The organism is Pseudoalteromonas aliena SW19, from assembly GCF_014905615.1.
In the GTDB taxonomy this organism is placed as follows: Bacteria; Pseudomonadota; Gammaproteobacteria; order Enterobacterales; family Alteromonadaceae; genus Pseudoalteromonas; species Pseudoalteromonas aliena.
The window spans coordinates 1-15,425 of record NZ_AQGU01000022.1 but is presented as its reverse complement, the minus strand read 5'-3'; the positions used below and the strand labels follow the sequence as shown (position 1 = coordinate 15,425).

Below are 15,425 nucleotides of genomic sequence, written 5' to 3'. Positions count from 1 at the left end.
AGTTAGTTGTATTACGATATTTACTCTTTTATAAAGTAAATATCGCTAAAGCCCATGCGGGCAAATTCCTGGTCGCGAAAGTTACGCACAGAAGCAGACCCTTTTGAGGTCATTTCTATTTGCTGTACCATGCTCAAGTAACTAGTCAGATCAATACCTTCGGCAGCAGCAATTGCTTCATACATGTCATGGTATTTATCTTTAGCGAAATTAATTTCGCGCGGTTCGTTTTTAAATTTATAGGTTATTCTACGTGCCATATTAAGCTCATTTCAATTGAGTGTTACAGCGATTTTACACTGTATTTAATAACGGCTCTAGCATTGAATGACGTATTGTAATCGGTAATAATACCAATTTTATTAAAAACATGATCATTCTAGCGAATTAAATAACTCACTAACGACGTTAAAAATTATTTATATAGAACAACTATGTATCATAATTTTAGCCTTGTTATTGTGCTATTTTCTTATCGCTATAATAGACCACTAATTTAATGCAATTGGTAATTAAAATAAAGAGTCAAAAATGAAATTATCAGTAGAGATCAGCAAATACCCACTCCATCAAGATTACATTCCGTTTATTAAAGGCTTTATTGACCGATTAAACGAATATGATGATTTAAAAGTGATCACAAATACACTCTCGACTCAAATTTTTGGTGATTACGATTTAGTAATGCAAGTACTTAGCACCGAAATTAAGCGCTCGTATGAAGAGTTTGGTAAAGCTATTTTTGTATGCAAGTTTCTTTCTGGCGATTTATCGCCTGAATAATTTATAACAAATGGCACAATTAAACGGTAACTGCACACTATGGATTTTTTAACACAAACCTTGAGTGGTTTTACAGCAATGTCGCACTGGGAATATATTGCGGTAGGGCTATCGATAGCCTATTTACTACTGGCAATAAAAGAAAGCCTGTGGTGCTGGCCAGCTGCATTTTTTAGCACACTTATTTATACTATTATGTACTGGAATGGCGCGCTATTAATGGAGTCGCTACTTAATTTTTACTATATGTATATGGCTGTATTTGGCTGGATTGTGTGGCGAAGAGGCAAAGCCGAAAATCTAAATATTACATCATGGTCGATAAATCGCCATGCTGTTCTAATTAGCTCAACAACCGTGGCCGCAATTGTAATTGGCTACATAATGCAAAACTATACTCATGCCGACTTTGCCTATCTTGATAGTTTTACAACGTGTTTTGCAGTAGTTACTACTTACTTAGTGGCTAAAAAAGTGCTAGAAAACTGGCTGTACTGGATTGTAATTGATGCCGCTTCTATGTATTTGTATTATGAAAAAGGCTATTACCCAACACTTGCGCTCTTTATATTCTATACCATTATGGCTGCATGGGGCTTTAAGACTTGGTATGAAGAGTATGAGCAGAGCCAAGCAAAGCCTTTAGCACAGCTTTAATCAATGATTGAGCATCATCAGTTAGTAAAAATGTGTAGTGCGTTTATAGAGCCTGCAAGCGTTATTTCAAGTGAGCGATTGCTGAATGGCTTTAGCAATGATAATTTTTTAATACGTACCAAGCAACAAGGGCATTTATTAAAGTGTTATAAAAGCCATTGGCCAGCCATAGGGCTTGAAGCACAGCGTTTTTTAAGTGAGTTTAATATATGCCCTGCACCTCTTTGGCTCGATAAGGCAAACCAGTGTGCTGCGTTTGATTACATAGAAGGTGATACAGCTCAATCACGTACGAGTGTTGCGCATAGTTTAATTAATAAACTAGCTCAAGTTCATGCCTATTGCGTTAAAACCCCGCTAATGAATATAGCCCAAGAGTTACTTTTTTATCAACGCAGTACGATTTACAAACAATATCAATCGCAAATAGAAAAGACGCTTAAGGTAATTTCTGACATGCCGTTTAATGAAGGGTTTTGTCATAATGATTTAGTTAAAGAGAATATCATTGTTAGTGCTTCTGGCATGTATTTAATTGATTTTGAATACGCAAAAACTAACGATGTATATTTCGATCTGGCATCACTTGCCATTAGTTTTAATTTAAGTGAGCAGAATGAACGTGTGTTATTAGCTGATTACGAAAATTGCACCGTGAGGAAAAATAAATTCACTCAATCAATCGATAAACTTAATTGCTATAAGTTATTGTATTTAGTGTTGTGCATAGGATGGTATGAGCAGCGCGCTATAAAAAACAAGTCGGTTGAGTTACGCGCGCAGCTAAATAAAATAACAACACTTATGGTGTTTTAAAGACCGCCAAAACGTGCTGCTAATTCTTTATACTTCGCAACTTCGTTTGCGTCAAATTGCGGTTCACCGTCTTCATCTTGTGATTTAGCAATTAATAAACTTTCTCGAGTAAGGCGTTTTACTCGCTCTACTTTTACACCTAAAAACTCTGCAACTTGCTCAGTTGACATTAAACTCATAATTACTTCCTCGTCTTAATTTTAGAACCTAGTTGTATATCATAGTGAATTTGTTACTAAGTCGTTACTGTTTTTTTATAATATTATAATAAAATAGCGCGTTTTTGCCTCTTTATTAAGTATTTTATTTATAATAGTTTGATTTGTGAGCATTAAAGTTAAATGCACTAGTATTTAGCGGAAGATATCTTTATCATTATGCATGCTAAAGCACTGATATCGCGAGTTGGTGTGGCGGCAACAAATGTGCTCTCGTGGTGAAATGGATATCACGTGGCCCTCCGGAGGCTGAGTTGTAGGTTCGATCCCTACCGAGAGCGCCATTTGCTTTGTATCCCTTGCCAATTATATTTCCAAGATCTTATTTAAAATACTCGTCATATTAATAATCCTTTTTAGTCATATGTTATTGAGAATAACTCAAAGAGTAGACTTTTAGGGTTAAATAATGATACTTAAGGTGCATATTCCTTAAATTTAGAAACCCCCACTTTTATGCTGATCACCTTACCCATATCAGAGATTACTCCCGGCATGTATGTTGATAGTGTTGCAAAGCAACATGAAGGGATTGATAGCATAAAAATTAAGACAAGTGGATTAGTGCGAAGTCGCTCTATTATTGATCGCTTGGTGGCTGAAGGGGTCTTAGAACTCATTATCGACTTTGAGAAAGGCGATGCAGCAATACCCGTTAAATACAGGCCGAAAGTAGAGCCTAAAGTTGTTGAAAGTAAAAAGGCGAAAGAGGTAGAGGAGGCTGATAATTTACAGTCGGGCGTAACCGTAAAACAAGAGTTTGCTAAGGCAAGTGTTAATTACGATCAACATAATAGAAAGCTACAAGCTTTGTATGGGGATTTAACCTCTGGTTTAACACTTAACTTGAATATGCTCGATGAAATAGTAACAGAAATAGTTGCCTCAGTTTTTCGTAATCCAAATGCTATGACTATTCTTACACGTATTAAAGATAAGCATAGCTACAACTGGCGACACATGATCAACTGCGCTATTTTTACGGCTGTATTTGCAAAGTATTTAGGGTATGAAGAGTCGTTAGTGCAAGAATTTGCAATGGGGGCATTATTGCACGATTTGGGTCATGCTAAATTACCTCAAGGTATATTTTCAAAACCAACTCCAGTTACAAAAAATGAGCTTACAGTAATTAAAAAGCATGTTTCACAAAGCCTAGGTTTAGTTAAGGGAGTTAAAGGAATAACACCACTGATGCTTGATATGATAATAAATCACCATGAGCGTTTAGATGGGTCTGGTTATCCTCGTGCTATTAAAGCTGAAAACCTAAGTCGTCCTGCGCGTATTATGGCGATTGTCGATGTGTATGATGCGATGACTGCCGATCGACATCATCAAGACGGGGATGAACCAATTAATGCTCTGCGCTATCTGCTGGCTAACAAGCAGATGTTTGATGCCGAATTAGTGCAGCACTTTATTAAGTGCCTAGGTGTGCATCCAGTGGGTACTATTGTAAAGCTTACAAATGAACGATTGGCGTTGGTGTTAGAGGGTAATAAATCGAACCCAATTAAGCCGAAGGTGAAACTGTTTTACAATGCAAAGCATAATCATCATGTTACTCCTAAAGATATTGATTTAAGTGATAACACTCAAGATCTTAAAATTTTAGCCAGTGTTAAACCATTAGACTATAAAATTAATTTATCTCGTTTGTTAAAAGAGCACTTGCTTGAGTAGCCTTTTTACATTGCTTATATTGATATTGTTTACTTGAAATAAACGCGCCTAAGAAACAGCTTCCCATAAGTATCAACCACAATAAAGTTCCCCATTCTACATGTAACGCTAAGCAGCACAGTGCAAGAGAAATTAATGCGCTAAACATGGCACCTACCCAATAATGATTTACCGGATTATCACATTGACCTGCCCGCGTGCAGGCACAGTAATTTGCTTTATAAAAACAAAAAACACTTACACCACAAAAAGCAAGGCCACCTATAATGAGTGAAATGATCACGATTTTATTTCCTTTGCGATTTTTAAAGAAGTGTAAATTGCAATAGATTTCAAGTCAATCTAAATGATAATTAGTTACATTTAGAGCTTATACTCTAATAGCACATTTCTCATCCGATGAGTTTTAATAAGTTGTTATAATGTCGTTAAAAATCATGTTTTTTGGTGTTTTGTGACGTGTTACTAGGGTTTTTTACAAAAAATTAAGGTAGTGTACTCGGGTTTTAAATCTTAATAACAACACACATAGCTACCCAAACAGTTCGTTTGGTTAAGGACACAACAATGAAATTTACTAAAACTCTAATTGCAGTATCGCTGGCATTTGTTTCTGCAGATACATTTGCTGCCGCATTCCAACTTGCAGAACAAAATGCATCAGGTCTAGGCCGTGCATACGCAGGTGAAGCCTCTATTGCAGATGATGCGTCTGTAGTTGCTCGTAACCCAGCGCTAATGACATTATTCAAAAACAAGCAATTCAGTGTTGCAGCGATTAGCGTTATCCCTGATGTAAGCCTTGAAGGAACTGGTACAAACAATGGTTTACAAGCCAGTGTATTAGATGAAGATAGCATTGTGCCAAGTGCGATTGTTCCTGCTGGTTACTTTACGATGCCAGTTAACGATAAAGTATCTGTTGGTTTTGGTGTTTTTTCTAACTTTGGTTTAGCGACTGAATTTGATAACGATTATGCTGCAGGCCAAATTGCAGGTGAAACTGAAATTTTAACTGTTAACATGAATGCCAGCGTTGCTTACAAAGTAAGTGAACAGTTTAGTTTTGGCGTTGGCTTAAACGCCGTTTACGCTGAAGCAAAAATTATTCGTAAGTTTGGTGCTTCTCCATTACCGATCCCTGCTTCAGCTGATGCTGTCAATCTTGAAGGTGATGATGTGGGTTACGGTTTAAATATTGGCTTAATGTATCAATTAGATGAAAATAGCCGTTTTGGTTTTAACTACCGTACAGAAACAGATATTACTTTTGAAGGTGATTACTCTAATGAGCTTCCTTCAGCATTTATCCCTGGTGGCTTAGATGGAAAGTTAGTACTACCTGGCTCTGTTGAAATTGCACTACCAGCAATCGCTGAGTTTTCTGGTTCACACCAACTTGATGACAAATTAGGTCTTCACTACAGTGTATTATGGACAGGCTGGAGTAGCTTTGATTCATTAGAAGCACAAGTAACATCACCAACAGGTAATAAGTTTAGTGCATTTGAAAAAACAGAAGATTTTTCTGATTCAATGCGTTATTCAATTGGCTCAGACTACCAGTTGAATGAAAACATATTACTACGTGCAGGTGTTGCATTTGATGAGTCTCCTGTATCACAAACACACTTATCAATCTCGATTCCAGATACAGATCGTTTTTGGTTCTCGTTTGGTGGTAATTATACAATCGATCAAAATTCAAATGTCGATTTAGGTGTGAGCGTACTTCGTGGTAAAACACAAAACTTTACTGAAGAAGACAAACTGGGTTCTGAGTGGTCTTTTGAATCAAAAGGTCATGCAGTGCTAATTGGTGCTCAGTACAACTACAAATTTTAATGTAGAAGTGTCTTGTGGTTAATCACAGGACACAAAAAAGCCGCTCATTTTAATAAGTGAGCGGCTTTTTTAATGCCTGTTTAACAAATGCTAAACAGGCATAATAACTAAAATTATAAATTTTCTATTTTAGTTTTTTGCGCAAGTAGCTTAGTTTTAGCATCGCTAAACTCAGCCAGTTTTGCATTTTCTTTAGCAAGTACGGCTTCAGGTGCGTTGTTTACAAACTTTTCGTTAGCGAGTTTGTTTTGCACTTGTGCTAGGCCTTTTTCGGCTTTTTCGAGTTGCTTATTAATACGCGAAAGCTCGGCTTCTACATCAATTAAGCCCGCCATTGGGATCATAATTTCAAGGTTGCCAACATAAGAAGTAGCACATGCTGGTGCATCATCTTTATTTTCAAGCATTGTAAACTCTTCAATTTTTGCAAGTGACGCTAAAAATGATTTGTTTTCTTCAATGCGGCGCATGTCGTCGCTTGATGCATTAGCAAGTAATACGCCCAGTGGTTTACTTGGACTAATATCCATTTCACCACGAATATTACGAATAGCTAAAATGAATTGTTTAACCCATTCTAAGTCTTCCATCGCTTTAGCATCAACGCTTGCTTCATTATATACAGGGAACGGCTGAACCATAATACTGGTGCCCGCTGTTTCAAGGCCTGCAAGTGGTGCAACGCGTTGCCAAATAGTTTCAGTGATGTATGGCATCATCGGATGCATTAAACGCAGTAAGCTTTCAAGTACGGTAATAAGTGTATTACGTGTACCACGTTGCTGTGCCTCAGAACCTTTGAATAATACAGGCTTAGTTAGCTCTAAGTACCAATCACAAAATTGGTTCCATGTGAATTCGTAAAGTGTGTTAGCGGCTAAGTCAAAGCGGTAGTTATCTAGGTGTTCTGTGTAGGTTTTAACGGTTGCTTCATACTGACCTAAAATCCAACGGTCAGCTAATGAAAGCTCCGTTTGCGCACCGTTTGCAAAACCACAATCTAACTCTTCTGTGTTCATTAATACGTAACGGCTCGCGTTCCATAATTTGTTACAGAAGTTACGGTAACCTTCAAGGCGGTTCATATCCCAATTAATATCACGACCGGTAGATGCCATTGCAGCAAGGGTAAAGCGAAGGGCGTCGGTACCGTGTGCTTCAATACCGCCTGCAAATACTTTACGCGTATCTTTTTCGATTTTAGCGGCAAGTTTTGGCTGCATCATATTACCAGTACGTTTTTGTACTAGGTCTTCAAGCTCAATGCCGTCAATCATATCTAGTGGGTCAAGTACGTTACCTTTTGACTTAGACATTTTATCGCCATTGTCGTCACGTATTAAGCCAGTTACATACACGGTTTTAAACGGAACTTGTGGTTTGCCATTTTCGTCTTTTACAAAGTGCAGCGTCATCATAATCATGCGCGCAACCCAGAAGAAAATAATATCAAAACCAGTTACCAACACGTCAGACGGGTGGAAAGTTTTTAAATCATCGGTGTTTTCTGGCCAACCTTGTGTAGAGAACGTCCAAAGCGCTGATGAGAACCACGTATCAAGTACGTCTTCGTCTTGGCTTAACGTTACGCTGTCTGCAATGTTGTTTTCACGGCGTACTTCAGCTTCGTCGCGACCAACAAATACGTTGCCTTCATTGTCGTACCAAGCTGGGATGCGGTGACCCCACCAAAGCTGGCGTGATATACACCAATCTTGTACGTCGTTCATCCACGAGAAGTACATGTTTTCGTATTGCTTAGGTACAAATTGAATATCGCCATTTTTAACTGCGTCTTTTGCAGGTTCAGCAAGTGGTGCAACACGTACGTACCATTGATCAGTAAGTAATGGCTCAATTACCACACCAGAGCGGTCGCCGTAAGGAACCGTTAAACCATGATCTTCAATTTTTTCAAGTAGGCCAAGTTCTTCAAATTCAGCCACAATTGCTTTTCGCGCAGCAAAACGATCAAGCCCATGTAAGCGCTCAGGAATCGGTGCATCAAACTCAAGCTCTTTACCGTCAAAGGTGTATGTTTCACCTTGGGTAAGAATAGCCGCGTCTTTATCGAAAATGTTGATCATCGGCATTTGATGACGCTTGCCTACTTCGTTATCGTTAAAGTCGTGCGCTGGCGTTATTTTTACACAGCCCGTGCCTTTGTCTTTATCGGCATGTTCATCAGCAACTATTTTAATACGACGATTAACGATGGGTAATAAAATGTCTTTACCGATTAAATCAGTATAGCGCTCGTCATCTGGGTTTACTGCAACACCCGAGTCACCCAGCATAGTTTCTGGGCGAGTTGTTGCTACTACAATGTAGTCTTTACCGTCTTGTGTTGTTACGCCGTCGGCCAGTGGGTAACGTAAGTTCCACATGTGGCCTTGTTTATCTTTGTTTTCAACTTCAAGATCAGAAATAGCAGTGTGTAATTTAGGATCCCAGTTTACTAGGCGTTTGCCTCGATAAATTAGATTTTCTTTATGGAGGCGTACAAACACTTCTTTAACGGCTTCAGATAAACCATCATCCATTGTAAAACGTTCACGATCCCAATCAACCGATGCGCCAAGGCGACGAAGTTGTTTAGTGATAGTGCCGCCTGATTCTTTTTTCCATTCCCAGATTTTATTAATAAAATCTTCACGGCCCAAATCGTGGCGTGTTTTACCTTCTTCAGCATGCAGTTTACGCTCAACCAACATTTGCGTTGCAATACCTGCGTGGTCAGTACCTACTTGCCATAATGTGTTGTTACCTTGCATACGTTTAAAACGCGTTAGGGTATCCATTATTGTATCTTGGAAGGCGTGGCCCATGTGTAAGCTACCAGTGACATTTGGCGGCGGGATCATAATTGAATATGGGGTGCCTTGGCCAGATGGCTTAAAGTAGCCTTTTTGTTCCCAGTCTTGGTATAGAGACTGTTCAATATCTTGCGGATTGTAGGTTTTATCCATTACACAGAACCTTAAATAAGTACTTAAATTAGTTGGTTAGCTATTTAACTAAAGGTGTTTTAGTTATTAATATCTTGCGTGGTGATATTGGCACCGAGTTGGCGCAGCTTTTTAAAGCGCTCGCGAGCAGCTTGCTTAGCAGCGGGTTCTACGGGTACAAAATCAAAAACTTGGTTAAATCGACGGATAAAATCCGGTAAGTTATTAGCCAAATTAATTAAAACTTTACGATTACCAACAGGAGGTGTGATGCCAATTTCTACCGGCGCGCCGCCTTTAGGGCCTTCGCCTTGCAGGTTGTGAGGCACAAAACTGTCGGGATCGAATGCCCAAATTATTTCATCAATGGCACAGGCGGTCTCGTTGTTATCTACACAAATAAATACACGTTGACCATTTCGATACTGTTCGGCTGCAATTTGTGCTGCCAAAGCAAAATGATCACCTGGCTTTGCCAACGATTCATCTTGCTGTTTTAGAACGAAAAATTTAGCGTTCATGTTCATTGTATCGGGGTTTCCCATCACATTAAATGCGCACTAAGTTGATACACATAAATTAAGAGGCAGATTTTGCCATATAACGCGTTTTGCTTCAATTAATACACAAATAAATAAGGCGCCAAACGGCGCCTTATAAACAGCTTTAAAGTTAAATGTTCACTTTAATCTTGAGCGGCTTCGCTCACACCTGCTCTATTTAATAAATACTGAGTAAGCATAGGGACAGGGCGGCCGGTAGCACCTTTTTTAGCACCACTTTTCCATGCTGTACCGGCTACATCTAAATGCGCCCAGTTGTACTTTTTAGTAAACTTAGATAAAAAACATGCCGCAGTAATAGTGCCTGCAGAGCGTCCACCTAAGTTAGTAAAGTCAGCAAATGGGCTGTCTAGTTGATCTTGATAATCATCCCACAGCGGTAACTGCCACGCACGGTCGCCACTTTGCTCAGAGGCTTTTAATAAGTCGTGTGCCAGAGGGTTATGATTTGACAGCAAACCCGTTGCATGTGCGCCAAGGGCTACAATACATGCACCTGTAAGCGTTGCTACATCAATTACAGTATCTGGGTCAAAGCGTTCAACGTACGTTAACGCATCACATAACACTAAACGGCCTTCGGCATCGGTGTTTAACACTTCAACCGTTTGCCCTGACATAGTTGTTAAAATATCACCAGGACGATAAGCATTTGGGCCAGGCATGTTTTCACAACCCGCTAAAATACCTATCACATTAATAGGTAATTGCATTTGTGCTAATGCGCGCATTGCACCAATAACACCTGCAGCGCCACCCATGTCATATTTCATTTCGTCCATGCCTTCGCCAGGTTTTAATGAAATACCGCCTGAGTCGAACGTTAAACCCTTACCAACAAGAACAATAGGCGCTTGATCGTCGGCTGCGCCTTTATAGTTAATAATTGACATAACTGATTCGTTAACGCTGCCACGACCAACAGCTAGGTATGAGTTCATACCTAGTTCTGCCATTTGCTCTTCACCTATAAGATCAACAGTAATGTTGTCAAAATTGCTTGCCAGCTCTTGTGCTTGCTCGCCTAAATACGCAGGATTACAAATGTTTGGTGGCATGTTAGCTACGTCTTTACATAACTTGCTACCTGCAGCAATAGCTAAGCCATGCTCAATCGCACTTTCACCAATAGTAAGTTCGCGACGCGTTGGCACGTTAAACACCATTTTACGAAGTGGACGGCGAGGATCTACTTTTTTGCTTTTTAACTGGTTAAACGTATATAAACAATCTTGTGTAGTTTCTACCGCTTGGCGTACTTTCCAGTATGTATCGCGACCTTTAACATGCTGCTCTGTTAAAAAGCATACCGCTTCCATCGAGCCGGTATCATTTAAAGTATTTATTGTTTTAGAAATAATTTGTTTATATTGTTTGTCGTCAAGTTCGCGCTCTTTACCACAGCCTACAAGCAGTATGCGCTCGCTTAATACGTTAGGTACATGATGCAATAATAAAACTTGACCTGGTTTACCTTCTAAATCGCCTCGACGAAGTAAATTTGAGATATAACCATCACTGATTTTATCGAGTTGTTCACCAATGGGGGATAACCTACGTGGCTCGTAAACGCCAACCACAATACATGCGCTACGTTGTTTTTCTGGGCTACCACTTTTTACGCTAAATTCCATTGTTACTCCTGGTTTTGAGTCAATTAAGCTATTAAATAGGGGCTAAAAAAGATTTTTAGTCTAATAACTATAATATTAGCCGATTTTGCTAGACTCTTACTGTGTAATTGAACTTTATATGTTTAAGGGCTACTAATGCAACATTATATCGTGCACTTAGGTAGGATAATTATTTTTGATGGCTTATAATAATAGCCTATTTGTCAGTATCAACTGCGTAAAATAGCTATTTTACGATTCAACACTCACTATTGTAGTGAAATTTCATGTTTAACAGGGGCGAGCATTGCTAATTTTCCGTTATTTGACCGCTGAGGTTTTAAAATCGCAGGTCGCCGTATTTTTAACTTTAATGACAATATTTTTGTCGCAAAAGTTAGTTGTTATTTTAGGTGATGCCTCTGAAGGCAGTATCCCCGCAAAATTAGTCTTGTCGATGATTGCTCTGAAATTACCGCAATTAGCATCTTTAATACTTCCGCTGAGTATATTTTTAGGCATTATTTTGGCTTACAGCCGCATTTATGCAGATAGCGAAATGACAGTACTTAAAGCCTGCGGCGTAAGTGAGTGGTACGTTGTACGCGTAACACTTATATCAAGTGCTGGGTTGGCATTTTTAGCCGCAGCACTCACTATGTATATAGCACCATGGGCAAGTGAACAAGAATATCAATTAAAAGAACAAGCTAAAGCCGATGCTGGTTTATCTGCGCTCAGAGCAGGGCGATTTCAAGAAACCGGCAACGAAAAAGCGGTGGTGTTTATTCACAACATTGAAAATGGCGGTAAAGAATTAAACAAAGTATTTGTAGCGCAATTACCTAATAACGAAAAAGACGACTTAGCGCGCCTAGTATATGCAGAGCAAGGTGTTGTAGTAGAGGCATTAAGTGGCGAGCAACAACTGGTACTTACTGATGGTAAACGATATGAAACTGATGGCTCAACGCCAGCGCTTAACTTAACTGAATTTGACGGGTACAGTGTGCAAATTCGCGAGCAAGAAATAGAGCATCAACGCCGTAAGCTAGAAGCAGTACCTACCAATCAATTACTCAAAATCAATACACCCGAATCGATTGCGCAGTGGCAATGGCGACTAGCTATTCCTCTTTCTATTCCATTGCTCACTTTGCTAGCTGTACCATTGAGTGTGGTGAACCCTCGTCAAGGTAAGTTTGCCAAATTGGTGCCTGCTATTGGTTTGTATTTAGGTTATTTTATTTTACTTAATGCGGCTAAATTTGCTGTTGAAGATGGCAAAATCCCTCCCTCAATTGGCTTATGGTGGATCCACTTAAGTGCCCTATTCATTGGCGGATTGTTAATTATTAAAGGGCGGTCACTTGGTGCTTGGCTCAAAGCTGTTGTAATTAAACGGGAGCTAGGTTCATGATGAAAACGCTTGATTGGTACTTAGGGCGCAGTATTTTACAAACAACAGGCTTTGCTTTATTAGTCTTGGCTGGTATTAGCACCCTTATCAAATTCATCGAACAGCTAAAGTCGGTAGGGCGTGGAAGTTATGATTTAATGACCGCAATGCTTTACACCTTGTATACTATTCCTGGTGATTTAGTTGTTTTTTTCCCGATGGCAGCACTCATAGGTGGCTTAACAGGACTAGGGGCTCTTGCTTCTAACAGTGAGCTGGTAGTTATGCAGGCTGCAGGCATGTCGCGCTTACAAATTATTGTATCTGTTATGAAAACCGCCGTTTTTATGGCTATTTGTATGATGGCGCTTGGTGAGTGGGGCGCTCCCGAAGCACAGTTACATGCAAAAGAAATGCGTAATCAAGCAATTCATGGTGGTGATGTATTTAATGCGCAAAAAGGTGTATGGGCTAAAGATGGTAATAACTTTATTAATATAGAAGATGTTGACCAAAATGGAATGCTGCACGGTGTGCATATGTATCACTTTAATAAGTCGTTAGACCTAACTCAGATAACAAAAGCTAAAAATGCGGTCAGCAGAAATGAAGGTTGGTTACTACGTGATATAAACAAAGTGATAATAACGGATGAACAGATCACGACGGAACAAGTTGCTGAAGAGTTTTACGCTTCACAATTAACCGCCGAAAAATTAGGAGTTGTATCGGTAAAACCTGAATCGTTATCGTTTTCTGGTTTATGGTCGTATTTAGGTTATTTAAAACAGAATGAGCAAGATACAAGTACTTATGAACTAGCGCTTTGGCGTAAGCTTATGCAGCCAATATCTATAGCTGTAATGTTACTTGTAGCACTGTCGTTTATATTCGGTCCACTGCGCACGGTTACCATGGGGGCTCGCATCATTATGGGAGTTGTAACTGGTATTGTATTTCATTTAACAAATGAAATATTTGGCCCTGTGGTAATGGTTTATCAAATTCCTGCCTTTGTGGGGGCCGTATTGCCAAGTATCATATTTATAGGTTTTGCAACTTACTTAATGAATAAACGAGTCTAATGTTTGATATATAGCAGAGCATTTCGCCTAAACAAAAAAAGCGTGACCAAATCAAATTGTCACGCTTTTTAATATTTGTTTAACCCCACTGTTGAGATTAATCAAGCTCTCGATAAACACGTTTGTTCTCTTCTTTTGTTAATGCAATAACTTCAGTTTTAGATACATAATCTTGTAATGCTTTTTTATTTTTTAAATCAACTAACACGACTAAATTACCCAAACCAAGCAAGGAGCTTACGCAGCGTACAATTGCTTGAGGCCAGCTAATAAGATTACCTTCGAGCGTTTGTACTTTTAAACGCCATGCGCGCATTCCAATAGTTTGGCCGCTTTTAGTCCAAAAATATGCAAAAAAGAAAACGTTAATACCTACAAATAGCGCACTTCTAATTCCGTATAGCAGTGGCGAGTCTTGGATAAAAGCAGCAGGATCATCCGTCTGAGCAATAAAGTCTAATGCAATTAAGCCCTGAATTACCGCAAAGTAAAGTATAGCCGTAAGCATAGATAAGGAAATTACAACTAAAGCGTCGTAAATCAAAGACGCAAAACGCCGCCAAAAACTTGCACGAGAAAACTCACCTGACATAAATACACTCTCACTATTAATATGCGCGCTAGTTTAGCAAATAAGCTCATAAATACTAGGATCTATAGACGTTGCAGCAACACCTATGCGTATGCTTATCTTTAAATGTTAATGATTGCTCAAATGTTAAGCGGTTGATTGTCGTAATGCGATAAAACGCTTGCTGCCAACCTTATTGTTTGTATAATGCTTAGCATAGAGACGAAGGCAAATAAATAATCCTTAGCTCTAAAGTGGTTTTTCTTTATCTTCTACTACTTAGAAGTTCAAAGAAAAATTATGCCAGCGTGATGAAATTGGTAGACATGGGGGATTCAAAATCCCCTTCCGAAAGGAGTGGCGGTTCGAGTCCGCCCGCTGGTACCACTTTTTATAACCCCGACCAAATTGGTCGGGGTTTTTTTATGTCTGAAATTTGGGTTTTATTTTTAACTCACTATAAACGGATTTTTTATCGGTATTTTCATTTTTATTATTGCCCCCGATCGTATCATCTAAATATTAGCAGCCTTTGCTTTTAAATGGACTCAAATAGAATAATAGTATTTAACCTGATCTCTGGTTAAGAGATTCACTAACGCATTGAATTATGGTGATATTTAAATTCATTTTCTCTAGCCAGAGATTTTCAGTGAAAACAAGGCGAATTTACGCGTCAATAGCGGGCCTATTGCAAGTAAATTCAACGCAGTTAGCGCTGAAAATAGCTGCTCGAGATAGATTTATTATCCAGAGTTCAGGTTATATTAGTAATACGAGAGTGCTATTTTTCATAAAACAAAGTGAGGACACTTAAAATTAGACAAAGCCGCTTTACATTATTTGTAGGTATTATAGTAGTGGAATTGGTTTATGGGCTATAAGTACGCCTTATATATAGTAGATGCATCATGTTTAGCCTGATATTTGAGCTGAAATTTCCTTTTAGCTCCTTATTTGTATAGCTTTTATACTAAATTCATTTAATTGTTAAAAAGCTGAAATAAAACATTGACCCCCGCTCGGATCTCCCTATAATGCGACCCCACTGAGACGGGAAACGGCAACGCATAGCGAGGCAGCAACGACTCAGAGAGTTACATAAAACTTCAGTTTTGAATCTTCCAAAAGAAAGTTTAAAAATAAGTGTTGACTCGAAAAATAAAGGGTGTATTATTCGCATCCCTTGAGACGCTAAAGCGACTCAAAACGTTCTTTAACAATATAAAGCAATCATCTGT

Annotated in this window: 14 protein-coding genes and 2 tRNA genes; 9 read left to right on the top strand and 7 right to left on the bottom strand. The window is 38.9% G+C overall.

Features of this window, described 5'->3' with window-relative positions; translation table 11 throughout:
- Positions 1 to 20: 20 nt before the first annotated feature.
- Positions 21 to 260 (bottom strand): DUF2960 domain-containing protein, encoded by a 240-nt coding sequence (locus PALI_RS02220; RefSeq protein WP_077537056.1) that lies wholly within the window; start codon positions 258 to 260, stop codon positions 21 to 23.
- A 271-nt stretch (positions 261 to 531) separates the two neighbouring features.
- Between PALI_RS02220 and PALI_RS02215 the strand changes: the two genes are divergently transcribed.
- The 3 genes from PALI_RS02215 to PALI_RS02205 are packed head-to-tail and all read left to right on the top strand — an operon-like array spanning position 532 to position 2,256.
- Entirely contained in the window at positions 532 to 783 is a 252-nt protein-coding gene (locus PALI_RS02215) for a hypothetical protein (RefSeq protein ID WP_077537057.1), read from the top strand.
- 39 nt (positions 784 to 822) lie between these two features.
- Positions 823 to 1,440: a nicotinamide riboside transporter PnuC gene (gene pnuC / locus PALI_RS02210; RefSeq protein ID WP_138585458.1), complete on the top strand. Its 618-nt coding sequence runs from the start codon at positions 823 to 825 to the stop codon at positions 1,438 to 1,440.
- A gap of 3 nt (positions 1,441 to 1,443) precedes the next feature.
- The gene (locus tag PALI_RS02205; RefSeq protein WP_193154745.1) at positions 1,444 to 2,256 is read left to right on the top strand and encodes a phosphotransferase; all 813 of its coding nucleotides are present in this window, start codon (positions 1,444 to 1,446) and stop codon (positions 2,254 to 2,256) included.
- On the opposite strand, the gene PALI_RS02200 is transcribed toward PALI_RS02205, so the two are convergent.
- Positions 2,253 to 2,435 carry a helix-turn-helix domain-containing protein gene (locus PALI_RS02200; protein ID WP_077537060.1) on the bottom strand — a complete coding sequence of 61 codons (183 nt, stop codon included), beginning with the start codon at positions 2,433 to 2,435 and terminating at the stop codon, positions 2,253 to 2,255. The genes PALI_RS02205 and PALI_RS02200 overlap by 4 nt on opposite strands.
- Before the next feature lie 248 nt (positions 2,436 to 2,683).
- Here PALI_RS02200 and PALI_RS02195 point away from each other — a divergent pair.
- Both PALI_RS02195 and PALI_RS02190 read left to right on the top strand, forming a co-directional pair.
- Positions 2,684 to 2,758, top strand: a tRNA-Arg gene (locus PALI_RS02195).
- A gap of 172 nt (positions 2,759 to 2,930) precedes the next feature.
- A complete protein-coding gene (locus tag PALI_RS02190; protein WP_193154743.1) occupies positions 2,931 to 4,160 on the top strand; it encodes an HD-GYP domain-containing protein in 1,230 nt (409 codons plus the stop codon).
- On the opposite strand, the gene PALI_RS02185 is transcribed toward PALI_RS02190, so the two are convergent.
- Complete coding sequence (locus PALI_RS02185) at positions 4,120 to 4,443, bottom strand: hypothetical protein (RefSeq protein ID WP_193154741.1); 324 nt, start codon at positions 4,441 to 4,443, stop codon at positions 4,120 to 4,122. The two genes, PALI_RS02190 and PALI_RS02185, sit on opposite strands and share 41 nt — an antisense overlap.
- Positions 4,444 to 4,727: 284 nt before the next feature.
- On the opposite strand from PALI_RS02185, the gene PALI_RS02180 reads away from it, so the two are divergent.
- A complete protein-coding gene (locus PALI_RS02180) occupies positions 4,728 to 6,005 on the top strand; it encodes an outer membrane protein transport protein (RefSeq protein WP_193154739.1) in 1,278 nt (425 codons plus the stop codon).
- 113 nt (positions 6,006 to 6,118) lie between these two features.
- On the opposite strand, the gene PALI_RS02175 is transcribed toward PALI_RS02180, so the two are convergent.
- From PALI_RS02175 to pepA, 3 genes are all read right to left on the bottom strand, one after another.
- Complete coding sequence (locus tag PALI_RS02175; RefSeq protein ID WP_193154737.1) at positions 6,119 to 8,974, bottom strand: valine--tRNA ligase; 2,856 nt, start codon at positions 8,972 to 8,974, stop codon at positions 6,119 to 6,121.
- A gap of 59 nt (positions 8,975 to 9,033) precedes the next feature.
- Entirely contained in the window at positions 9,034 to 9,480 is a 447-nt protein-coding gene (locus PALI_RS02170; RefSeq protein WP_193154736.1) for a DNA polymerase III subunit chi, read from the bottom strand.
- A 158-nt stretch (positions 9,481 to 9,638) separates the two neighbouring features.
- Positions 9,639 to 11,150: a leucyl aminopeptidase gene (pepA, locus tag PALI_RS02165; protein ID WP_138585453.1), complete on the bottom strand. Its 1,512-nt coding sequence runs from the start codon at positions 11,148 to 11,150 to the stop codon at positions 9,639 to 9,641.
- A 286-nt stretch (positions 11,151 to 11,436) separates the two neighbouring features.
- On the opposite strand from pepA, the gene lptF reads away from it, so the two are divergent.
- Entirely contained in the window at positions 11,437 to 12,549 is a 1,113-nt protein-coding gene (gene lptF, locus PALI_RS02160) for an LPS export ABC transporter permease LptF (protein WP_193154733.1), read from the top strand.
- Positions 12,546 to 13,613, top strand: coding sequence for an LPS export ABC transporter permease LptG (gene lptG, locus PALI_RS02155; protein WP_193154732.1), 1,068 nt, complete (start codon positions 12,546 to 12,548; stop codon positions 13,611 to 13,613). Before lptF ends, lptG begins: the two co-directional genes overlap by 4 nt.
- Positions 13,614 to 13,710: 97 nt before the next feature.
- Here lptG and PALI_RS02150 read toward each other — a convergent pair whose 3' ends face one another.
- Positions 13,711 to 14,205: an RDD family protein gene (locus PALI_RS02150; protein WP_138585451.1), complete on the bottom strand. Its 495-nt coding sequence runs from the start codon at positions 14,203 to 14,205 to the stop codon at positions 13,711 to 13,713.
- 281 nt (positions 14,206 to 14,486) lie between these two features.
- Here PALI_RS02150 and PALI_RS02145 point away from each other — a divergent pair.
- Positions 14,487 to 14,571, top strand: a tRNA-Leu gene (locus tag PALI_RS02145).
- The last annotated feature ends 854 nt before the right edge of the window (positions 14,572 to 15,425 follow it).

Excerpts from the sequence above, each read along its gene's own strand:
- PALI_RS02215 (WP_077537057.1), top strand. The coding sequence starts at position 532 with ATGAAATTATCAGTAGAGATCAGCAAATACCCACTCCATCAAGATTAC.
- pnuC (WP_138585458.1), top strand. The coding sequence starts at position 823 with ATGGATTTTTTAACACAAACCTTGAGTGGTTTTACAGCAATGTCGCAC.
- PALI_RS02180 (WP_193154739.1), top strand. The coding sequence starts at position 4,728 with ATGAAATTTACTAAAACTCTAATTGCAGTATCGCTGGCATTTGTTTCT.
- PALI_RS02170 (WP_193154736.1), bottom strand. The coding sequence starts at position 9,480 with ATGAACATGAACGCTAAATTTTTCGTTCTAAAACAGCAAGATGAATCG.
- PALI_RS02205 (WP_193154745.1), top strand. The coding sequence starts at position 1,444 with ATGATTGAGCATCATCAGTTAGTAAAAATGTGTAGTGCGTTTATAGAG.
- PALI_RS02200 (WP_077537060.1), bottom strand. The coding sequence starts at position 2,435 with ATGAGTTTAATGTCAACTGAGCAAGTTGCAGAGTTTTTAGGTGTAAAA.
- PALI_RS02190 (WP_193154743.1), top strand. The coding sequence starts at position 2,931 with ATGCTGATCACCTTACCCATATCAGAGATTACTCCCGGCATGTATGTT.
- PALI_RS02175 (WP_193154737.1), bottom strand. The coding sequence starts at position 8,974 with ATGGATAAAACCTACAATCCGCAAGATATTGAACAGTCTCTATACCAA.
- lptG (WP_193154732.1), top strand. The coding sequence starts at position 12,546 with ATGATGAAAACGCTTGATTGGTACTTAGGGCGCAGTATTTTACAAACA.
- pepA (WP_138585453.1), bottom strand. The coding sequence starts at position 11,150 with ATGGAATTTAGCGTAAAAAGTGGTAGCCCAGAAAAACAACGTAGCGCA.
- PALI_RS02220 (WP_077537056.1), bottom strand. The coding sequence starts at position 260 with ATGGCACGTAGAATAACCTATAAATTTAAAAACGAACCGCGCGAAATT.
- PALI_RS02150 (WP_138585451.1), bottom strand. The coding sequence starts at position 14,205 with ATGTCAGGTGAGTTTTCTCGTGCAAGTTTTTGGCGGCGTTTTGCGTCT.